The following is an 18,533-nucleotide window of genomic DNA, read 5'->3' as shown; positions in this document are numbered from 1 at the left end:
GACGTGCATGCAGGATTTCGTACAGCATTTGATCAACGGAGTAAGCCTTGGATCCATCTACGCATTGATCGCCCTGGGCTACACGATGGTGTACGGAATTCTGAAAATGATCAACTTCGCCCACTCGGATGTTTACATGGTGGGCGCCTTTGCCGCCTACTATTTCGCCCGCTGGCTGGGAATTGAAAACAACCCCGGCTTCAGCACTCTTCTGACTTTAATTGTCATCACGATGATCTGCTGCAGCCTGCTGGGGCTGGTGATTGAACGTCTGGCATATCGTCCTTTAAGAAATTCACCAAAACTAAATGTCCTGATCACTGCCATCGGCGTCAGTCTGTTTTTGCAATATTCCGGTCAGGTGGTTTTTGGAGCCGATCCCAAAGTGTTTCCTGAAGTCATGAAAGACTTTGTGATCTTCTCTATCGGTGTTGTTGAAATCCGCTCTTTTGATGTGACGGTTCTGGGTGTGGGTATTGTCGCCATGCTGGGACTGCAGTTCCTGTTATTCAAAACAAAAATCGGCCGCGCCATGCGTGCGGTCAGCGCCAACCCGATGGTGGCAAGCCTGATGGGTGTGAACCCGGACCGAATTATTGCTTTCACCTTTATTGTCGGATCTTCGTTGGCTGGTGTCGGCAGTGTTCTGGTCGGCATGAAATATCCCAAAATTGACCCCCTGATGGGCATGATGATCGGAATGAAGGCGTTTGTTGCCGCCGTCCTGGGTGGCATCGGCAACGTCGGCGGTGCGGTTCTGGGTGCGATGATCATGGGCCTTTCGGAAGAAATGGTCGTGGCTTATCTTTCAAGCACCTATCGCGATGCTTTGGCCTTCGGAATTCTGATTGTGATTTTGATCTTTAAGCCGGCGGGTCTGCTGGGTAAATACTCTGTGGAGAAGGTCTGATGAAAGCCTTAAAAAACCCGGCACTGGCACTTATCTGCCTGGCTATTCTGGGGTTCGGATTGGATTTCGGCGTTAATGCCTACATCAAACTGATCCTGCTTTTTGCCACGGTGAACTGTCTGCTGTCCATGAGCTTGAACCTGGTCAACGGTTACACCGGCCAGTTTTCTTTGGGACACGCGGGCTTTATGGCGATCGGTGCATATTTTTCGGCCTACGCCTCCACCAAGTGGGGCTTCCTGCCTGAATCCATGCAATTGGTGCAGTCCTTTATCTTTGTGATCGGTGCCGGCCTTGCCGCGGCGGTGGCGGGATTTCTGGTGGGTCTGCCATCTTTGCGCCTGAAAGGTGATTACCTTGCCATTGTCACTTTGGGTTTTGGTGAAATCATTCGCGTGGCCCTTTTGAACATGGATTTCGTGGGTGGACCGCGCGGTCTTTCCGGCATTCCAAGCTTTGGAACTTTCCCGTTTGCCTTTATGTTTGCTTCGGTGTGGCTGGTGATTTGTTTCTTCACCATCTGGCGGGTCATGCATTCCAGTCACGGGCGCGGGTTCTTGAGCGTGCGTGAAGACGAAATCGCCGCGGAAGCCATGGGCATAAACACCACACGCATGAAAGTAAAAGCCTTTGTGCTTTCAAGCTTCTTTGCCGGTGTGGCGGGGGCATTGTTTGCGCATTTTACCAATTTCATCAATCCATCGTCTTTCACCTTCCTGCAAAGTGTGAATGCCGTGATCATGGTTGTTCTGGGCGGCATGGGGTCCATGACCGGATCCATCGTGGCCGCGGTCATTATCACCGTATTGCCTGAAGCTTTGCGTCCGCTGCAGGAACTGACTGGTGTCGATCTGCGCATGGTGATTTATTCCCTGGCTTTGATTCTTATGATGATTCTTCGACCAAAAGGTTTGTTCGGGGATTTGGAAATCAGCGATGTTTGGAGAAAATATGTCCGACGTTCTGCTTGAGGCCCGCAAGATCACCATGCAGTTTGGCGGTCTGAAGGCCGTTGACTCGCTGGAGTTCCAAATCAAAAAAGGCCAGCTGGCTGGTTTGATCGGTCCGAACGGTGCCGGCAAGACCACGGTGTTTAATATGCTGACCGGGGTTTATCAGCCCACGTCCGGCGAAGTCACCCTGGAAGGCCAAAGCCTGAAGGGCCTGGCTCCTTATGAAATTTCCCACCGCGGGGTCACGCGCACCTTCCAGAACATTCGTCTGTTTAAAAACCTGACTGTTCTGGACAATGTTCTGATCGCCGGTCACCAGCATGTTCGTTATGGTTTGTTCGATACTTTGTTTCAGACCGATTCTTTCCGGGTGGATGAACAACGTCTGCAGGAAAAGGCGATTGATCTTTTAAAGATCTTCAAACTGCAGGACAAAGCCCATAAACCGGCCACATCCCTTCCATACGGTGAACAGCGCAAACTTGAAATCGTGCGCGCGCTGGCGACTGATCCAAAGATCATTCTTTTGGATGAACCGGCAGCCGGCATGAACCATTCAGAAACCCACCATCTGATGGAAACCATTGCGAAGATCCGCGAAGATTTCAAACTGACCGTACTGTTAATTGAACACGACATGAAGCTGGTGATGGGAATCTGTGAAAACATCATCGTTCTGGATCACGGCGTGAAGATCGAAGAAGGGGCCCCGCAAAAAGTGCAAAGCTCCCAACGTGTGATCGAAGCCTATCTGGGCGTTGAGGAGGCCGAATGAATCCATTATTGACCGTTGAAAATCTGGATGTTTATTACGGCTCTATTCACGCTTTAAAAGGCATCAACTTTACTGTCAATGAAGGCGAAGTGGTGTCCCTGATCGGCGCCAACGGTGCAGGCAAAACCACCACCTTGCGTGCGATTTCCGGCATTGTTCCCAGTCAGGGCAACATCCGTTTCCGCGGTGAGGACTTGAATAAAGTTTCCACCTTCAAGCGCGTGGGTCTGGGCATTGCCCAGTCTCCGGAAGGCCGTGGTGTCTTCCCGCAAATGAGTGTGCTTGAAAATCTGGAGATGGGGGCCTACTCCCGATCGGACAAAACCAAAATCAAACAAGATCTGGAAATGTGCTTAACTCTGTTCCCAAGAATGAAAGAGCGTATTTCCCAGATGGCCGGAACCCTTTCCGGAGGCGAGCAGCAGATGCTGGCTATCAGCCGCGCACTGATGGCAAAGCCACGCTTGTTGCTGCTGGATGAACCTTCCCTGGGGCTGGCTCCGCTGATTGTGGCGCAGATTTTTGAAATCGTAAAAAAGCTGAATCAGGAAGAAGGCATGACCGTCCTTTTGGTTGAACAAAATGCGCGTATGGCGCTGAAAATTTCCCATCGCGCTTACGTGCTAGAGTGCGGTCGCATTGTGATGCAGGACTCTGCCCAAAGCCTTCTGAACAACGACGAAGTCCGCAAAAGCTATCTGGGAGTCTAGCTGTTTACTATGGGGACCTTTACGTCGCCTTCGATTTCAAGACCATGGCATTGCAAAGTATTCCGCGGACACTTTCTCTGGAACATTCATGTTGTCTCAAACTGAGATTGAACCTGTCTAAGTCTTTATAATTGCTTCCAAATATCCGATCAGAACAGCATGACTAGAACGTTCTTATACCTCGTGCTTAGTTTATTGCTTCTAAGTTCTTGCACCACCAAGAATGACCTCTCCCTTATTTTCTCAAGTGAGAACACTCCCACTATCACTTTGAAGGTTAACGACGACGTTCCTTACACGGGACAAACCAGCATTCCGGTCAAAATCATTTCCACATCTGAAATTTCTGAGCTGAGTTTTGCCGTCGGCGGTCTGTGTTCAGAGATGTGGGAACCGTACACGTCTGAAAAAACAGCCATGCTTCCCAATGTGGAAGGTGAGCACTATATCTCCGTAAAGGTGCGCAACAAAGATGGCTTCTACAGCGATTGCACGAAGGCCAAAATCATTCTGGATAAAACCGGCCCGAATGTTTCCGACACCCAAACTTTGGTGTCGAACCGTTCTTTACTGGATGTGTCGCCGCGCCTGAATGCTCCGGTCACAACCGACAATCTGTCCGGCATCGCGAAGTATGAAATCAAGCTGGTAAAAACTGCTGGCAACGCCGTCATCAAAGACTGGACTGAAAAATCCAAAGACGCGCTTTACTTTGACGGCCTGACTTTGCCGGACACGGAAGCTGACAGCTATTACTACATCATTCGTGCGACCGACAAAGTGGGCAACGTCAGTGCCGAAAAGACCTCGCCGTCGTTCATCGCAGGCCCGATAGTCACCCTGACTTCTCCGGGTGATTTCAATCAGGAACAGACAATGGGAAATATCCGGGTCAATTTGTCACGGACAGTCGCGGTGCCAACAACCGTGATGCTTAAATCCATCCCGGGAACCGCCCTTGCCGGCATAGATTACTATTTCCCGGATATCATTTCCACCGAACTGGAAATTCCTGCAGGTGCTGTCACGAAGAGCCTCTATTATTCCATCATGTCCAAGACCACCCCAAGCCCCACAAAAAGCTTCTCCCTGGCGGTCACAGGCTCAACAAATGCGGCTTCAAGTCTTCCAACACTTGGCGTGAACATCATTAACACGATGCCCGACTACAGCGCCCGACCTCAGGCCACGGGATACAAGGCGATGGCGGGTGCCGCCAAAGGGCATATGTGCGCCTTGCGCCTGGATGGAAAGCTGGATTGCTGGGGCGCTTTCATGTATCGAAACGGAAAAAACACCGGCAACAATTTTGCTGCTGAAGTCACCGGAGCCACCGACATCCGTGACATTGGCATAGGGTATGCTGAGCACAATTGCTACATTGACACAGCTGGTGAAGTTTACTGCTTTGGTGAAAACGCCACCCGTCAACTGGGTAATGGTCTGACAACAGGGACCGCAACCCCGCAAAAGCTTGCGGGGTACACCGGCGTGAAAAAGGTTACGGTCGGCATGGGCTTCACCTGCATCATCACCTCCACCGATCAAGTGCGCTGCTGGGGCAACAATGCCGACGCTACTGTTGGTCAGGCGACCACCACGAGCGTTTATAGCACACCAACTCTATATGGATACATCACCAAAGCCATCGACGTGGCTGCGGGATATCGCATGGCCTGTGCCATCGATGAAGACGCGGGCACCCGCACCGTCAAGTGCTGGGGCAAGATGGGCACCGGAGCTGTGGCAACGCCCGTTCCAATTTCAATCACAGGTCTACCAAACGACATTGCCACTCTTACCGTCAACGGCAGCGCTTATGCAGATGTTCGTCATGCCTGTGGTCTGACGGCAACCGGGGATGTCTGGTGCTGGGGCAGCAACTATCGATCCCGTCGTGGTGCTGCTTCCGGATCAGTGCCGTGGGCCGCCGCCAATATGGTGGCTATGCCGGTGAAAGCAAAAAAAGTCAAAGTGGGTACAGACAGCACCTGCGCCCTAGGTGTTGACAACAATCTTTACTGCTGGGGTATGGGACTGCCCTCGGCCACAAATCAGTATGAACTGACCGAAAGCTTTGTCCCTCAGCGGATGGACAGCTTTGGTGAAACGATCACCGACTTCCAGTTGGGCGAACTGGCCAGCTGCGCGGTGACAGCGTCAACCCGAGTGAAATGCTGGGGCTTCAATCGCTATGGAGAAGTGGGCAATGGTTTGTGGGGGGATGGTTTCCGCGCGGCTGCCTTCAGTCCTGGACAGTCTTCTGCCACCTACACGCAGGTCGTGACCGGTGCGGCCTCCACTTGCGCTTTGCGCTCGAATAAAACTGTCACCTGCTGGGGGCAAAACGATGAAGGACAATTAGGCACCAACAATCGCAACGCACTGACACGCCCCCATTTCACGCTGCCGATCACGAACGTTCAAAAAATCACCGGTCGTTTCCAGCACTACTGCGCACTCACCGAAGCAGGAGCGGTCTTCTGTTGGGGTCTTAATGAAACCGGTCAGATTGGAAACAATTCTGCAAGTGGCGAACGCGTGCTGACTCCTTACCAGATCCCGCAAACATATCCGGCCGGCGTTGCCGGACTGCCTGGCAGTATCAAAGATGTTTCCGCCGGATACAACCACACTTGCGCCGTCAATTCTTCTGGTGGGGTTCTATGTTGGGGTAATAATGGTGCCGGTGAATCAGGGCATGCCACCATTTCGGAAGCAAGACCTTACCCTACCGCCGTCCCAAATCTGACTTCAGGAGTGGTAAGCGTTCACGCCGGCATCAGTAGCACCTGCGCCATCAAGGCCACGGCCACCACCAAAGAAATCTATTGCTGGGGTTACAATGCAAACGGAATTGTGGGCGCTAGCACGCCGATAGGTGGAGCCACTCACGTGCCGCAGCTGATTGAAACCATCACCACAACAAAAGAAGTCAAAATATCCATCGGCAACTATGGTGCCTGCTACCTGCATGATGGGACAGTCAAATGCTGGGGAACTCGAACCGTCCACGCAGCCATTCCATTGACCACCCAGGCCACCGGTGCTGTCAATACCACGCCGATGGTGGCATCACAACTGACCGGGGCGACAGATATTTCTCTTGGAGCATTCGGCGGATGTGCGACGATGGCGACCGAAACGGTAAAATGCTGGGGTTTGGATAACAGCGGTGCTGTGAATTCCACTTATCAGATCGTCTCTGCTCCCACGGCGTCATTTGCCTTTGGATTTGGTTTAGCCAAATCTGTCAGCATGGGATTGGTTCTGTTGGACAGCATTCCACTTCATGTCTGCGGCATAACAACGTTGGGTGATTTAAAATGCTGGGGCGTCAGTCACTATGGCGAAGCTCACGACACGTTCATGCACAGCACGCCGAACTATGTTTTAAAATAGCCAGCCGTATCTGAATTCAAGATGGGTTTCGAAAATAAAGACATCTGAAGTGTCTTTGGAATCGGAACCCGCATGCTTCCCCTGAAACATGGTACCGTAAGTATAAACACCAATACTGCGCTCGTAACTGAGTGGATGGGCAAACCCGAGTTCACCCGAAATCCCAATACCACTGTAAGTGTGATCCAAACCAAAATAGAACGGATGCAGCCTTAAAGAAACATCCGTGTACCATTTTTTGTCGTGGGAAAACAGTTCGGCAAATCCACCGACTGTCGCACTGATATGCTGTCCGGTACTGATTCCGCCAGAACTTGCACTGGCAACATAGGCATAAGGGCGCCTTTCAAAGTCACCACCCGCCAGATAACCATATTGAACTTTGAAAAGAGCATTGCGATAGGTCCAATGACGTTTCGTGAAAGCGACTTCGCCCTTGATATCAAACAGGCGCTGACTGCCGGACACATCCAGAAAATTATTAAACTGGAACGTGCTGGTGTAAGCACTGGTACGAATCGTGCGATCCACTTTCCAGTTCCAGCGACGTGCAAATGAAAGTGTGTCGAATGTGAAGGACTGCAGATCCAAAGTAGTCACGATCGGGCTGGTGTCCTGCTTTTGAGCAGCTCCCATCAATCCGGCCCCCACCCACATCACGTCACGGGAACAAAAATCTTTTCCGACTTTGTCCAGTACCGGCATGGCCTGCACTTTCATTTCCTGATTCACCCCACGCACGTGGAACAGGTAACGGAAGCTTTCATCACCAAACAATTCCAGGGGCACCGAAATAAAATTGGCATTTTCAGGAATATTCAACGAGATCAGAAACTTCCCGGTGTCGGCTTTGAGAGGCAGATTCACCAAAGGCAGGATCACCGGCTTCAGGGCTTTTTTGTCCTTATCATACAATAAGATGCGACGGCTCCAGAAACGGATGTCCAGATTTTCTTTCAGTTCACCGGAAATCTTCAACTGCAGCGTGCTTTGTTCGGGAAATTTCACGATCTCGAACTGTTCCCATTCAACCTGAGGTTCGCGCAGAATATTGCGGCAATCCGTCTGAAAGGGATGGATATTCTTTTGCAAAGAAGAAAATGGCACGACTTCAACGCGCGCCTTATTCAAGGTCTGCTGCGCCCACGCAGGAGCGCCCAACATCAATGCAGCAACAAAAATTCCAAGAGCTTTATTGAGAGACGCCAAAATAGAACACCCCAGTATCACTCCAAGCCGACGCCTGGTACTTGTTTCTGCCACGAATACGATAATACCACTGGCCGTTTTTCATCGGCTTTTTCAGAATGTATTCCTGTGCTTCGACTTTAATTTCAGTATTCTTTGCAAAGTTCTGATCCTGGGACAGCTGCAGGACGTACCATTCATTTTCCGGTGATTCAGACCACGTGAACTTGATCGACACCGGAACACCACGAGGAATCAGGAATACTTCGTTTTTCTTCGGAGTCATGGTTTTTGGTGCGATCAAAGGACCCGGTTTGCCATAAGAAACCGCCAGAATGGGCGTCGGCAGACCGAACAGTTTACTTTCATCCACTACCGGCCATACACGGAAATAGTACCAGCCCTCTTCAGTGACTGAATGGAAAAACTCTACATTCTCGGTATCGAGCATCTGGGATCCAGCCATTTTCGGATCCCGGCTTAGTTCAACACGGTATCTTTTGGCCGCTTCGCGATGAGTCCACACAAGGTGGAACTGAGGTGTTGATCCCGCTTGTTCAAAGACCGGAGGCAAAACTTCTTTTTTCTCGATCGACGGGCCCTTGATAACGCCTTTAACCTGATAAACCTCAGATGGCGGGGAATATTCACCTTCGACAGAACGAGCCACCAGACGCATGTAACCTGGAACGGTTTCGTTGTGCTTCAGCTCATAGGGGGGCTTTTCAACGACCACGTTCTTCAGAATTTTACTGAACTTCGGCCCCTCGCCGATCTGAACCAGATAATCAACGGCATAGGGAACCGGATTCCAGGTCAAAGTCATTTCTGACATGTTCGTGGCACCGATTTTTTCATCAGACTTTGAAAGCAACGGTGCTGACAGTGGCGGGCGCACAATCACTTTTGCCGGATCTGACCAGTCTGAATACAAGTTGTTGCCATACGCTTTGCGCGCACGGATGTTGTATTCACCGGACATATCCAGGAAGCTTTTTAAAGGTTCGGGGCCTTCGTATTCATCAAAGATTTCTTCAAAGCCCTTATTCTTTCCAACCTGCATGTGGAATTTTTCACCGGGCTTTGAATCCTTGACCGGAACATTCAATGTCCATTTACCGCGTTCTTTAAACGCTAGGGCCGGCTGACCGATCTTGGCACTTCCCAGTCGTTCGATGCGGAAGGTGCGCGTTTCAGAAAAATGCGGAACTCCATCCGTGTTTTCAACCAGACGCCAATAATATTCACCCGTACCCAGATCTTTGGGAATCACCGCCTCTTTCATTTCAGAGACATCTTCAGAACGGGTTTCCGTCAGGAAGTCTGCCGTGCGGCTGGTCTGCAAAGTCAGCTTTTTACCTTCCGCGCCCTTCCAACGGAAGAACTCCAGTCCCTGGCCATACAGAATCTTTTTCGGAGCCGGTTCGACCAGAATCAGTTTTTCTTTTTCCACTGTGGTCATGGTCAACGCTGTCGGGACCTTTTTCACTTCAGACTCAGGCGTTATCTTGATGTCACCGCCACCCCCGGCTGAAACTTCGGAAGTTCCACCAGCGGCGCCACCCCCAGCACCCTGTTCGTCTTTTTTATCTTTGTCGTCCTTAGGGGCCGTGGGATCAGAAATACTCAAAGCCTCGCCAGCGCCCAAAGTTTTCTTCTGGTCTCCATTTTCCAATGTCACAGAGCCTGACGCCATGGAAAGTGTCAGCTGGCCAGAGGCATCCTTTTTGGCAAATAATCCAAAGGGACCATCGGCTTTCAACACCAGATCGGAATTCCCGACACGCACGCTTAAAGGTTTTCCCTGCCCTTTACCTTCCACTTGCAGGCTGCCGCGTTCCAGATTCAACGCCAGCGTCCCGGCTTGTGGATTTTCGGTGATGCGCAGAAGTGTTTCTGCAGGAACGTGAATGACGTCCTTGTTGCGCATTTCAAGCAGGGCTTCAGAAGATGGACCGGTGAAAACTTCCGATCCGTTATAAAGTTTTTGTGATTGAGCGGCATCGGCCCAGAAAAAACCAGTGGAGTGTTTATAGCGCAGTTCGTTTTTTACATTGCGAACTTCTGCCAGTGTCGGGCCAAGATTTTCATTATTTACTTCGGCCTTGAACAGAAACTGCTTTGCCACAATGAAAGACAAGACCGAAATTCCAAGAAGACATGCTACGATGATTTTTTTCATGTGATGAAATCATTATGGCCGAGGCATTACACCCCCGCCACAAGATTTAGCGGAACACTGGACACCGCGACCTAGGTCACGACATCTTCTGCAGAAGAACTTCGAACTCCGTACCACGTCCGTCTTTCACCGGACTGCGCACAGAAACTTTTCCGTCATGCGCTTCGACGACCGCTTTTACAAACGTCAATCCCAAGCCCATGCCGTATTCAGAGCGGCTCTTGTCGCTGCGATAAAGCTTCTGCCAGATCATGCCGTGTTCATCCGCCGAAATACCCGGCCCGGAATCCGTCACCCGTATAATGACGTTTTCAGTTTGATTAATGGTTTCAATCGTCACTTCACCACCCGGAGGTGTGTACTTGTGCGCATTATCCAGAAGGTTCGCGACAACACGACTGATCAGTTTCGCATCGACCATGGCCCAGTCATGACTGTCGAGCTTCTGAATAACTTTGATGTCTTTTTCTTCGAAGGCCATTTCGTACAGGCTCATGATCTCTTTTACCAGATCACTGATGAATTTCTTTTCGATCTTCAGCTTCTTACTGCGGTTTTCAGCCTCGGTGATATCCGTCAGCACCTGCAGAAAGTTCAGGATCTTGTCCGAGTTTTCAAAACAGCTCTGCAAAGCCTCGCGATAGGATTCAACATCCCCTTCACTGGTCAGCGCCAGTTCCGCTCGCCCGCGCAAACGGGTCACCGGAGTGCGAATATCGTGAGCCAGGTGATCAAAGGCCTCTTTCAGGCCATTCACCAGATTTTCGATCTTATCGAGCATCTTATTGAACAGAACCTTCAATTCTTCCAGCTCGTCATCACTGCCCCCGATCGGAACACGTGTGGACAGGGAACCGCCTTCAATCTTTTTCATCGAAGTGATCAGCTCACGCACCGGGCTGAGCGTTCGGTTGGACAGGAACAAGCCCCCCAGGAAACCAATCAAGGCCACCGGAAGAAGCAACCACCAGAAGATCTTTTGCAGGTTGCGCAACTGCAGACTCAGGCTTTCGGTGCTTTTCCCCACCACCAGACGGCTGCCATCTTTCAGGGTTGTGCCCAGAATGATAATCGTGTCGCCCCCGTGCATTTCACGCATGGCAAATTCAAAGATCTGACCGCGATGGCGGTTCATTTCTTCTTTAAGCATTTCCATGTTCAATTTGAAGCTGGGGAAGGGCTCGTGATGGAAGGTCACTTCCCCTTTGGGGCTGAAAACACTGACCAGCAACGCAGCGTCGCGGTCATAGTTGGGAATGTACAGGAAGTAGTCATTAAATTCCCCCAGACCCCGCACTTCGATGCGGTTGCGGTATTCTTCCAGCTTGGAAGACAGCACGCCACGCTCCTGCTCTTGCAGGCCGTGACTGATCTGAAAATAAAGGAAGCTAAAGATGACTGTGGAACTTAGAATCAGCACCAGAGAATACGCAAGCGTCAGCTTGGTGCTGATTCGGAAGAGGGTCGGTTTAAGACGACTTGAGAACATATCCTACGCCTCTAACCGTGTAGATAAGGCGTGTAGGGAAATCTTTTTCCAGTTTGTTTCTGAGTCGGCATACAAGTACGTCCACCACGTTCGTTTGAGGGTCAAAATCATAGTTCCAGACTTCCTTAAGGATTGTCTGCTTACCAATGATTTTATTTGGATTACTCATGAACAGGTCAAGAAGAACAAATTCTCTTTCCTGAAGGTCGAGTTTTCTGCCGGCACGAACCACATCACGGTTCAGACGGTTCAGTTTCAGGTCCTGGAAAATCAGTTGAGTCACTTCGGATGCTTTTTGAGAACGCTTCAAAAGGTTCTTCACACGGATCTGAAGTTCGGCCATTGCGAAAGGTTTGGTCAGGTAGTCATCGCCACCCATGCTTAGACCCTTCAGGCGGTCATCCAATTCACGCAAAGCGCTGAGGATCAGAATCGGTGTGTTGATTTCTTTTTCGCGCAAAGACTTTGCGAAAGTGTAACCATCCATTTCAGGCAGCATCAAATCCAAAACAATAATATCGTAATGATTGGTTTGTGCTTTTTCAAAGGCGCGGCGTCCGTTGGATTCAACATCGACCTCACCTTCAAGTTCGCCCAGGCCTTGTTTCACTATTGTTGCGATCTCGTTATCGTCTTCGACTACTAAGCATCTCATCGAGAGTCACCTTTGTTACTGGTTCGTAAAATCTATATGCAATTTATAGCAGATTTGTTTCTAAACAAAAGTAGCAAATTTCACATTGGTGCCCTTAATAGCCTATATTACATAGATTTAATCGGGTTTAGTCCTGGGATTGCAAAGATGAAACCATTTCCCCTCTGAAACGGGGTTGCCAAACGAAAAAAAACAGGCTCCTGGTCAGGGAGCCTGTCGACATGGTCATGGTAGATTTAGACTAGCGGGAATTAACGTTTCAACTGAATAACTTCGTTCAGAAGTTCATCCGTCGTCGTGATGGTTTTGGCATTGGCCTGGAAACCACGCTGATTCTGGATCATGTTTACGAACTCTGTAGCCAGATCCACTGTGGATCTTTCCAAGGATTTCGCGAACAATTTACCGCGGCCCGCAGCGCCTGGAGCACCTACGGAAGCAGTACCGGAGTCTCTGGATTCTTTCAAACGGTTGTTACCAACTTTGAACAGAGCTTCCGGGTTTTCGAACTTAGCCAAAGCGATCTGGGCAAGGTCATTGGCCTGACCGTTGGAATAAACCGCTGTCAATGTACCTTCGTCATTGAAGGACAAGCCAGTGATTGTACCCGCAGCCGCGCCATCCTGGTGCCAGGAGATCAGGTCCGAGTTTTTACCGTACTGTTTAGTACCGTCCAAACCTTTACCGCCGTCCTTGATCGCATCACCGAAGTTCAGCTTCACTTGCTGGTCCTGCAAAGCACCGCCTTTGAAGTTGAAGTTCGTGGAAGTTGTTTCCTGGGAATCAAGTTTACCGTCAACAGTAAACATCAGTTTACCAGCAGCAACTTCAGACATTTTGCCTTCTTCGCCACCAGAAATCTCTTTACCGTCAACCAAACCTTTGAATTCCCATTCACGGTCGTTAACTTTGTTGAAGAAGAAGCTGACAAGGTGTTTGTTACCCTGAGAGTCATACATCTCAACGCCTGTAGAGTAGTGAGAAGTGGAGTATGGGTCGGCAACATCGAATTTCTTCGTTGGCTCCATACGGGAGTCAAGGTTCAGATCCAGTTTCAATTCTTTGGTTGCTTTCGCAGGGATCAGAGCGCGCGGGAATTTGATATCCGTCATTTTGTTAACGATATTGCCCTTCTCGTCTGTAGAGAAGCCCTGAACTTTTTGATTGTCGTTGGTTACCAGATAACCTTCACGGTCAAAGTGGAAGGAACCGTCACGAGTGAAGGATTCACCGTCAGAACCTTTAACTTTGAAGTAACCGTCACCGGAGATAGCAAGGTCCGTCACTTTTTCAGTGGCGTCGATGTTACCCTGGGAAAGGATTGGATTTACGGCACCGATCTTCACACCGCGACCAATTTGGTTACCACCAACAATACCTTTTAGATTTTTGGAGATGATGTCCTGGAACTCTGCACGGCTTGCTTTGAAACCGATAGTGTTCGCATTGGCGATATTGTCCCCGATAACACCCAGAGCCTCGCCCTGTGCTGTCATACCGGATACACCAGTGTACAATGAAGAAAGAATACCCATGTGACCTCCATGTCGTTGGCAGAATTAGTCGAATTCCGCCGTTTTGGAGGGCCTCCTCTACGAGGACCAGCCCTAATATTAAATTGTGCAATCCATTGCTATCTGTCACTTCAGGACAGCTTCACAATTTATCCGCCGTAGCTCATTCATGAGCGAAGGAGGATTCCGCGCTTATAACACCACTGTTGAATCGATGTTGGTGAACACGTTCTCTTTGAGCGCATTCTTGTCCATCACCGTGACAACCGTGTTGTTCTTCACGCTGACAATCAGTGCCGAGTCATTCATCAAAATCAATGAATCCTTGGAACCTTTTGCCGCCGCTCTCGAAACCGCGTCTGAAAGTTTTGAGATGTCCTCTGGAGAATAATTGATTCCCCGGGTTCTCATACGCTCAATCGCATGATTCGAAAACTTAACCCCTTCCGCGCCCTTCACCGGGCCTGCAGGATTCATCTGTCCCAGGTTCTGAGGCTTCATGCCTCCGAGCTGATCCAGCGTGTCCTTGAAGGAAGGTCCCGTACCATCCAGCTGAGGTTGTTTAACCTTGGCCGGCTGCTGCGGGATGAGTTGATCTAGAGTCTGTATCTTTTTTAAATCGACCATTACTTCGCTGTCTCCTTAGCGATCTTTTCCATCATGTCGCGGGACAAGCCCACATTGTTCATGATGTTAGATTTTGCTACAGGAGCAGGATTCATGGAAGAGTTTTGTAACTCTGCATTCCCCTCTTTCATAGTTTGTCCTTTAGCATCATCTTTCTTCAAGTCTAGGTTTGTTACATCATTTACTTTCTGGTCGGTGGTCATAAGACGTGGGTCTGTAATCTTTTTCACGTCAGAGAAACGAATCGCCTGATTTCCCACGTGAAGCACAGGGCCTTCATTGGAATAGCTCACACCAGTGATCATTCCGTCGAAGTCTGTTTTGATTCCCATCTTCTTGCCGTCAGCAGTTTTTGCTTCTGCGATGAATTGATATTCACCAGGCAAAGCCTTCATTGCTTTTTCGTCTTCACCATTCCAGGTCAGTTTGTTTTCGCCCGCTTTCAGTGATTTCAGATTGTACGTGCGCACGACATTCCCTTCGGCATCACGAACTTTCACCGACACTTCGCTTGCAGCCATTGGCAGAGTGAATTTGAAATCATGCTCTCTGTCATTCGTGCCGCGCACCACTTTGGAAGAATCACCTGCGACTGCTTTACCGATCAGATTCAGTGCCTGGAAGTTTTCCGAAGGCTTCTGACCGTTCTTCATTTCATCAAGTGACTTGTTCATGTTCTGCATCTGCTCCAGAGAGGAGAAGCTTGCCAACTGTGCCGCCATCTCATGGCTCTTCAGTGGATTCGTCGGATCCTGATTTTTCATCTGTGTCAGCATCAGCTTGAAGAAGGCATCCTTGTCCAAGCTTGGGTTGCCGACAGCACGGGTTTTCTTGGAGGGATCTGTCCAGTTGGCATCGACAATTTTATTCAGAACTTCGCCGACGTTTTCACCGCCCAGCTTTTCTCTGTCTGCCACGCTCATGTTGGACGCTCCGGCCGTCTCAGGTTTTGTCTGAGTCGCTCCGAATGCATTCACTCCCAATTTCGCGTTAACCATCGTCATGCATAACTCCTTTATGCTACCAGGTTCAGTCCACTGCCACGGCCTTCAACTTTGCGGGACACGCTTTGTGTCTCGATCGGCTGAAGTGGATCACGGCGACCGCCATAACCTTTCAGTGAAGGCATGTCTGCGAAAGATTCCTTGCGGCCCTGGGAACCGAAGTTCTCGTTGAACTGGTTCCAGAACTGGCGCGTCTGGTCTCTTTGCTGATTGCCGTTCATGTTGGTCTGGTTTTGCATAGCCGTATCCGCGGATGTCGAGTTAACCACATCCACCTTTACATTCTCCATGGACAATTTGTGAGCAGCAAGACTGGTTTTCAGTTCAGCTAGACTGGACTCGATGGCTTTTTTGGCCTCCTGAGTATCTGCTGACATCTGCATGTTCACTTTACCGTCCTGAAGCATGACTTTCAGGTGAATGGTTCCCATACCCTCCGGGGTCATCTGAACCTTCATTTCGCCGCCGCCGCGTTTGATCAGGTATTGAGCCTGATTCATCAGCTGCTTCACGGCTGCTTCATTTTCCCTGGCATCAACCGGTGCCTGTGGAGCCGTCCCTGCCAGTGGCAAAGCCGCATCCATTTTCAGGGACTCACCCTTGATTGGAGCGCCATGAACACCCTGAAGACCCTCGAGACTGAATTTTTCACCCAGCTCCTTTGTCTCCACACCTTTGGTGAATTGGCCTGCCATGGAATCCTGGGATTGCTGTTGCATCAGGTTGCCACCCTGGGATTCATTGCGCATGAATTCCTGGGAAAGCTTGGACTGCACTTCCAGCGGATTCAAAGCCTGAGCTGTCGGGATCTTCGGAGCCTCTGGCGTTTTTACCGCCTGAGTGAATTCCGCCATCAGATCCGCGCCCTGTTCAGAGGCTTGAGCTTCCGCCACGACGCCAGTTCCCTGAGCGGCCTGTGCTTCTGTCGCCTTCTTTGCAGCCAAGGCCGCCAGCAATGCCGGAGACATGGTGTCCTTCATCTGACCCTGCAGATGCGGAGGAAGTTCAGGAAGCTTGCCTGGAGCCTGCTGCGGCATTTCCGGAAGCGGCATATCCATTGGGATTTCCTGTTTTGGAATATCCGCAAAAGACGCCTCATCCAGATCCATGTTCTGCAGGGCTGCAGCCTCAAGCTGTCCCATACCTGCAGAAGGCAATGGTTTTGCCTGCGCGTCTGTCCAGAATTTTTGATTTAAACGGTCGACGGTGCTGCCAAGCATGTTCTGCTTTGCCTGCGCCTGTTCAGCACGCAGCTGCACACCAGCCTGAGTCACCACACCGGCACCCACAGTAAACTCCGGAGCCTTGCTTGGCGCAGGCGTCTGCTGCAACTGCAGCAACAAGCCCGCATACATCGCTTGCGCTTTGTCTGCGTCCTCATCACTGAGTCCCAATTGAGAGATCACAGCTTGTGCCGTCTCTTCCGGGGATTGTACTAGTTGGGTGTCGTCCAGCTGGGACATCGCCTCCACGAGTCGCGTGGGGGATATTTCGAATTCACTCTCGAAGGAGTCCATGAATTCTTTTATTTTTTGCTGTCGAACCGTTCCCTTTCGTTCTGCTTTCCCATCGTTTTGGCTGACCTCGGGTCCCTTTTCCCTTTTCGCTTCGGTCTTTTCAGGCTTTTCACTTTTCGCCTTCATGTCCCGTTGCGGTGGCTCTTTCATTTCTTTCGGGTCTTTCGAGGTTATTTTCTCCTCGAGAGCTTTGCCGAAGGATGAGCCGGATCCGGTTCCCTTGAAGTCCTTCTCCACCAGTCTGTCAGGTGGTGACTTCATCTCGGTCGCACCCACCATGGGGGGTACGATACTTTGTAACAAACCTTCCTCCTTCCCTGGAAAAAACTGTCGTTACTTTCTTATTTCGTGCTCGCAGGAGCACGACGCTTGTAGCCCGCAAACATCTCAGACAAAATCTGAGCTTTTTCAGGCTTCAACAAATTCATAATATCAGCAGCATTCTTCTTTTTCATACGACCAAGTATTTCAATTGCCAAATCCTCGTCCATCGTCTCAAAGACTTTGGCCGCCTGTGGTGGCTTCATATTGGTGTACATCTGTACCAAAGTATCGACTTTCTCGTCGTCCGCCTTGACCCGGTCTTCCAGGATGCCGGAAATCTTGCTGCGCATCTCTTCCAGCTCTTTCAGGCGTTTTTCAAGTTCCACCTTCTGGGTGGCAAGTTCGGTCTCCATGCGGTTCAGTTCTTCTTCACGCGCATCAAGTTCCTTGTTTCTTTCGTTCAGTTTTTGCAGGTGATCAATTTCAGCACCGCTCATCGCCGCCGTCACCGGAGCTTCCGCTTTCGGTTCAGCAGGTGCCGTTTCTGCCGGAGGCGCTGACGGCTGGGCAATCGCCTCACCAGTCATCTGAACTTCGACACGCTTGATGATGTTTTCAACTTCTTCGTGATTCTGGAATCCCCAGATGGCAACCATAAAACCAAAGAAAGAAACGCCAATCATTTTCCATGGCACCGGGGCTTTTTTCTTTTTCTTTGGTGCAGACATTTTCATACGGCGGCGGATCTGCTGTTCAACGTCCTCGGAAGCCAGATCCAGATGCAGTTTCGGAGAAGGATTTCTTTTCTGAAACTTCACTCCGTTGTTCTGGTCGGCAACCTGACGTGCATTTTTGAAGAACTGATCGTATCCGCTTTTCATCTGCCTATGATTCCTTCACAGCTTTAAACCGCAGGATGGACTGTTCATCCATTTCCTTCTGGTCATTGGAAAGACGCTCAGCCCGATATTCTTCGAACTTGTTTTCACGCATCTTCTCCATAATTTTATATTCCAGAGCGGCTTGTCGCAAAATTTCTCTCTTGGCCTCGACCAATTTCTCGAATTCCTGAACTTTTTGCATTTGTCTCTGGATGCGGATTTGCTGGCCCTGAAGAAACTCATGAATCTGGGAAAGAGCTGGACCTTGGGCCCCACCTTGATGACTCAAGGCCCCCACCTGCGCATGGGCGTTCTGAATCTGGTTGCCCATCTGATTCAGGCGCGCCACTTCCTCTTGATACAGATTCACGGCTTCCTGAAAATCCTTTTGCGCCAGATTTTCTTTGATCTTGCGATGTTCAAGAACCTTTTGAAGTGGAAATTTGAATTTCATGGTCCACC

15 protein-coding genes are annotated in these 18,533 nt (G+C 50.1%); 5 read left to right on the top strand and 10 right to left on the bottom strand.

Going from position 1 to position 18,533, the window contains the following annotated elements:
• Positions 1–7 precede the first annotated feature (7 nt).
• The 5 genes from AC04MQ_RS05610 (at position 8) to AC04MQ_RS05590 (ending at position 6,750) form a co-directional block, all read left to right on the top strand.
• Positions 8–910 (top strand): branched-chain amino acid ABC transporter permease, encoded by a 903-nt coding sequence (locus tag AC04MQ_RS05610; protein ID WP_015092389.1) that lies wholly within the window; start codon positions 8–10, stop codon positions 908–910.
• Positions 910–1,881, top strand: coding sequence for a branched-chain amino acid ABC transporter permease (locus tag AC04MQ_RS05605; protein WP_015092390.1), 972 nt, complete (start codon positions 910–912; stop codon positions 1,879–1,881). Before AC04MQ_RS05610 ends, AC04MQ_RS05605 begins: the two co-directional genes overlap by 1 nt.
• Complete coding sequence (locus AC04MQ_RS05600) at positions 1,862–2,638, top strand: ABC transporter ATP-binding protein (RefSeq protein WP_041577984.1); 777 nt, start codon at positions 1,862–1,864, stop codon at positions 2,636–2,638. Before AC04MQ_RS05605 ends, AC04MQ_RS05600 begins: the two co-directional genes overlap by 20 nt.
• Positions 2,635–3,348 (top strand): ABC transporter ATP-binding protein, encoded by a 714-nt coding sequence (locus AC04MQ_RS05595; protein ID WP_015092392.1) that lies wholly within the window; start codon positions 2,635–2,637, stop codon positions 3,346–3,348. Before AC04MQ_RS05600 ends, AC04MQ_RS05595 begins: the two co-directional genes overlap by 4 nt.
• Before the next feature lie 270 nt (positions 3,349–3,618).
• Entirely contained in the window at positions 3,619–6,750 is a 3,132-nt protein-coding gene (locus AC04MQ_RS05590; protein ID WP_015092393.1) for an RCC1 domain-containing protein, read from the top strand.
• Here AC04MQ_RS05590 and AC04MQ_RS05585 read toward each other — a convergent pair.
• From AC04MQ_RS05585 to fliJ, 10 genes are all read right to left on the bottom strand, one after another.
• Entirely contained in the window at positions 6,742–7,959 is a 1,218-nt protein-coding gene (locus AC04MQ_RS05585) for a hypothetical protein (protein ID WP_235046172.1), read from the bottom strand. The two genes, AC04MQ_RS05590 and AC04MQ_RS05585, sit on opposite strands and share 9 nt — an antisense overlap.
• The gene (locus AC04MQ_RS05580; RefSeq protein ID WP_015092395.1) at positions 7,943–10,120 is read right to left on the bottom strand and encodes a FecR family protein; all 2,178 of its coding nucleotides are present in this window, start codon (positions 10,118–10,120) and stop codon (positions 7,943–7,945) included. The genes AC04MQ_RS05585 and AC04MQ_RS05580 overlap by 17 nt, the downstream gene beginning before the upstream one ends.
• Positions 10,121–10,196: 76 nt before the next feature.
• Positions 10,197–11,609: a HAMP domain-containing sensor histidine kinase gene (locus AC04MQ_RS05575; protein ID WP_080602439.1), complete on the bottom strand. Its 1,413-nt coding sequence runs from the start codon at positions 11,607–11,609 to the stop codon at positions 10,197–10,199.
• Positions 11,590–12,264 (bottom strand): response regulator transcription factor, encoded by a 675-nt coding sequence (locus tag AC04MQ_RS05570; protein ID WP_041577985.1) that lies wholly within the window; start codon positions 12,262–12,264, stop codon positions 11,590–11,592. Before AC04MQ_RS05570 ends, AC04MQ_RS05575 begins: the two co-directional genes overlap by 20 nt.
• Positions 12,265–12,515: 251 nt before the next feature.
• Positions 12,516–13,799: a flagellar hook protein FlgE gene (locus AC04MQ_RS05565; RefSeq protein WP_015092398.1), complete on the bottom strand. Its 1,284-nt coding sequence runs from the start codon at positions 13,797–13,799 to the stop codon at positions 12,516–12,518.
• 171 nt (positions 13,800–13,970) lie between these two features.
• The gene (locus AC04MQ_RS05560) at positions 13,971–14,405 is read right to left on the bottom strand and encodes a TIGR02530 family flagellar biosynthesis protein (RefSeq protein WP_475391446.1); all 435 of its coding nucleotides are present in this window, start codon (positions 14,403–14,405) and stop codon (positions 13,971–13,973) included.
• Positions 14,405–15,409 carry a flagellar hook assembly protein FlgD gene (locus AC04MQ_RS05555; RefSeq protein ID WP_015092399.1) on the bottom strand — a complete coding sequence of 335 codons (1,005 nt, stop codon included), beginning with the start codon at positions 15,407–15,409 and terminating at the stop codon, positions 14,405–14,407. Before AC04MQ_RS05555 ends, AC04MQ_RS05560 begins: the two co-directional genes overlap by 1 nt.
• 11 nt (positions 15,410–15,420) lie before the next feature.
• A complete protein-coding gene (locus AC04MQ_RS05550) occupies positions 15,421–17,229 on the bottom strand; it encodes a flagellar hook-length control protein FliK (protein WP_475391444.1) in 1,809 nt (602 codons plus the stop codon).
• Between the two features lie 38 nt (positions 17,230–17,267).
• Positions 17,268–18,071 (bottom strand): MotE family protein, encoded by an 804-nt coding sequence (locus AC04MQ_RS05545; RefSeq protein WP_475391442.1) that lies wholly within the window; start codon positions 18,069–18,071, stop codon positions 17,268–17,270.
• Between the two features lie 4 nt (positions 18,072–18,075).
• Complete coding sequence (fliJ, locus tag AC04MQ_RS05540; RefSeq protein WP_475391440.1) at positions 18,076–18,525, bottom strand: flagellar export protein FliJ; 450 nt, start codon at positions 18,523–18,525, stop codon at positions 18,076–18,078.
• Between the last annotated feature and the right edge of the window lie 8 nt (positions 18,526–18,533).

Source organism: Bdellovibrio sp. MYbb2 (assembly GCF_056175685.1).
This window is presented reverse-complemented; position numbering and strand designations above follow the sequence as displayed.

Coding starts and splice junctions, on each gene's coding strand:
- AC04MQ_RS05555 (WP_015092399.1), bottom strand. CDS start 15,409: ATGACGATGGTTAACGCGAAATTGGGAGTGAATGCATTCGGAGCGACT.
- AC04MQ_RS05565 (WP_015092398.1), bottom strand. CDS start 13,799: ATGGGTATTCTTTCTTCATTGTACACTGGTGTATCCGGTATGACAGCA.
- AC04MQ_RS05560 (WP_475391446.1), bottom strand. CDS start 14,405: ATGGTCGATTTAAAAAAGATACAGACTCTAGATCAACTCATCCCGCAG.
- AC04MQ_RS05605 (WP_015092390.1), top strand. CDS start 910: ATGAAAGCCTTAAAAAACCCGGCACTGGCACTTATCTGCCTGGCTATT.
- AC04MQ_RS05595 (WP_015092392.1), top strand. CDS start 2,635: ATGAATCCATTATTGACCGTTGAAAATCTGGATGTTTATTACGGCTCT.
- AC04MQ_RS05575 (WP_080602439.1), bottom strand. CDS start 11,609: ATGTTCTCAAGTCGTCTTAAACCGACCCTCTTCCGAATCAGCACCAAG.
- AC04MQ_RS05610 (WP_015092389.1), top strand. CDS start 8: ATGCAGGATTTCGTACAGCATTTGATCAACGGAGTAAGCCTTGGATCC.
- fliJ (WP_475391440.1), bottom strand. CDS start 18,525: ATGAAATTCAAATTTCCACTTCAAAAGGTTCTTGAACATCGCAAGATC.
- AC04MQ_RS05600 (WP_041577984.1), top strand. CDS start 1,862: ATGTCCGACGTTCTGCTTGAGGCCCGCAAGATCACCATGCAGTTTGGC.
- AC04MQ_RS05570 (WP_041577985.1), bottom strand. CDS start 12,264: ATGAGATGCTTAGTAGTCGAAGACGATAACGAGATCGCAACAATAGTG.
- AC04MQ_RS05580 (WP_015092395.1), bottom strand. CDS start 10,120: ATGAAAAAAATCATCGTAGCATGTCTTCTTGGAATTTCGGTCTTGTCT.
- AC04MQ_RS05545 (WP_475391442.1), bottom strand. CDS start 18,071: ATGAAAAGCGGATACGATCAGTTCTTCAAAAATGCACGTCAGGTTGCC.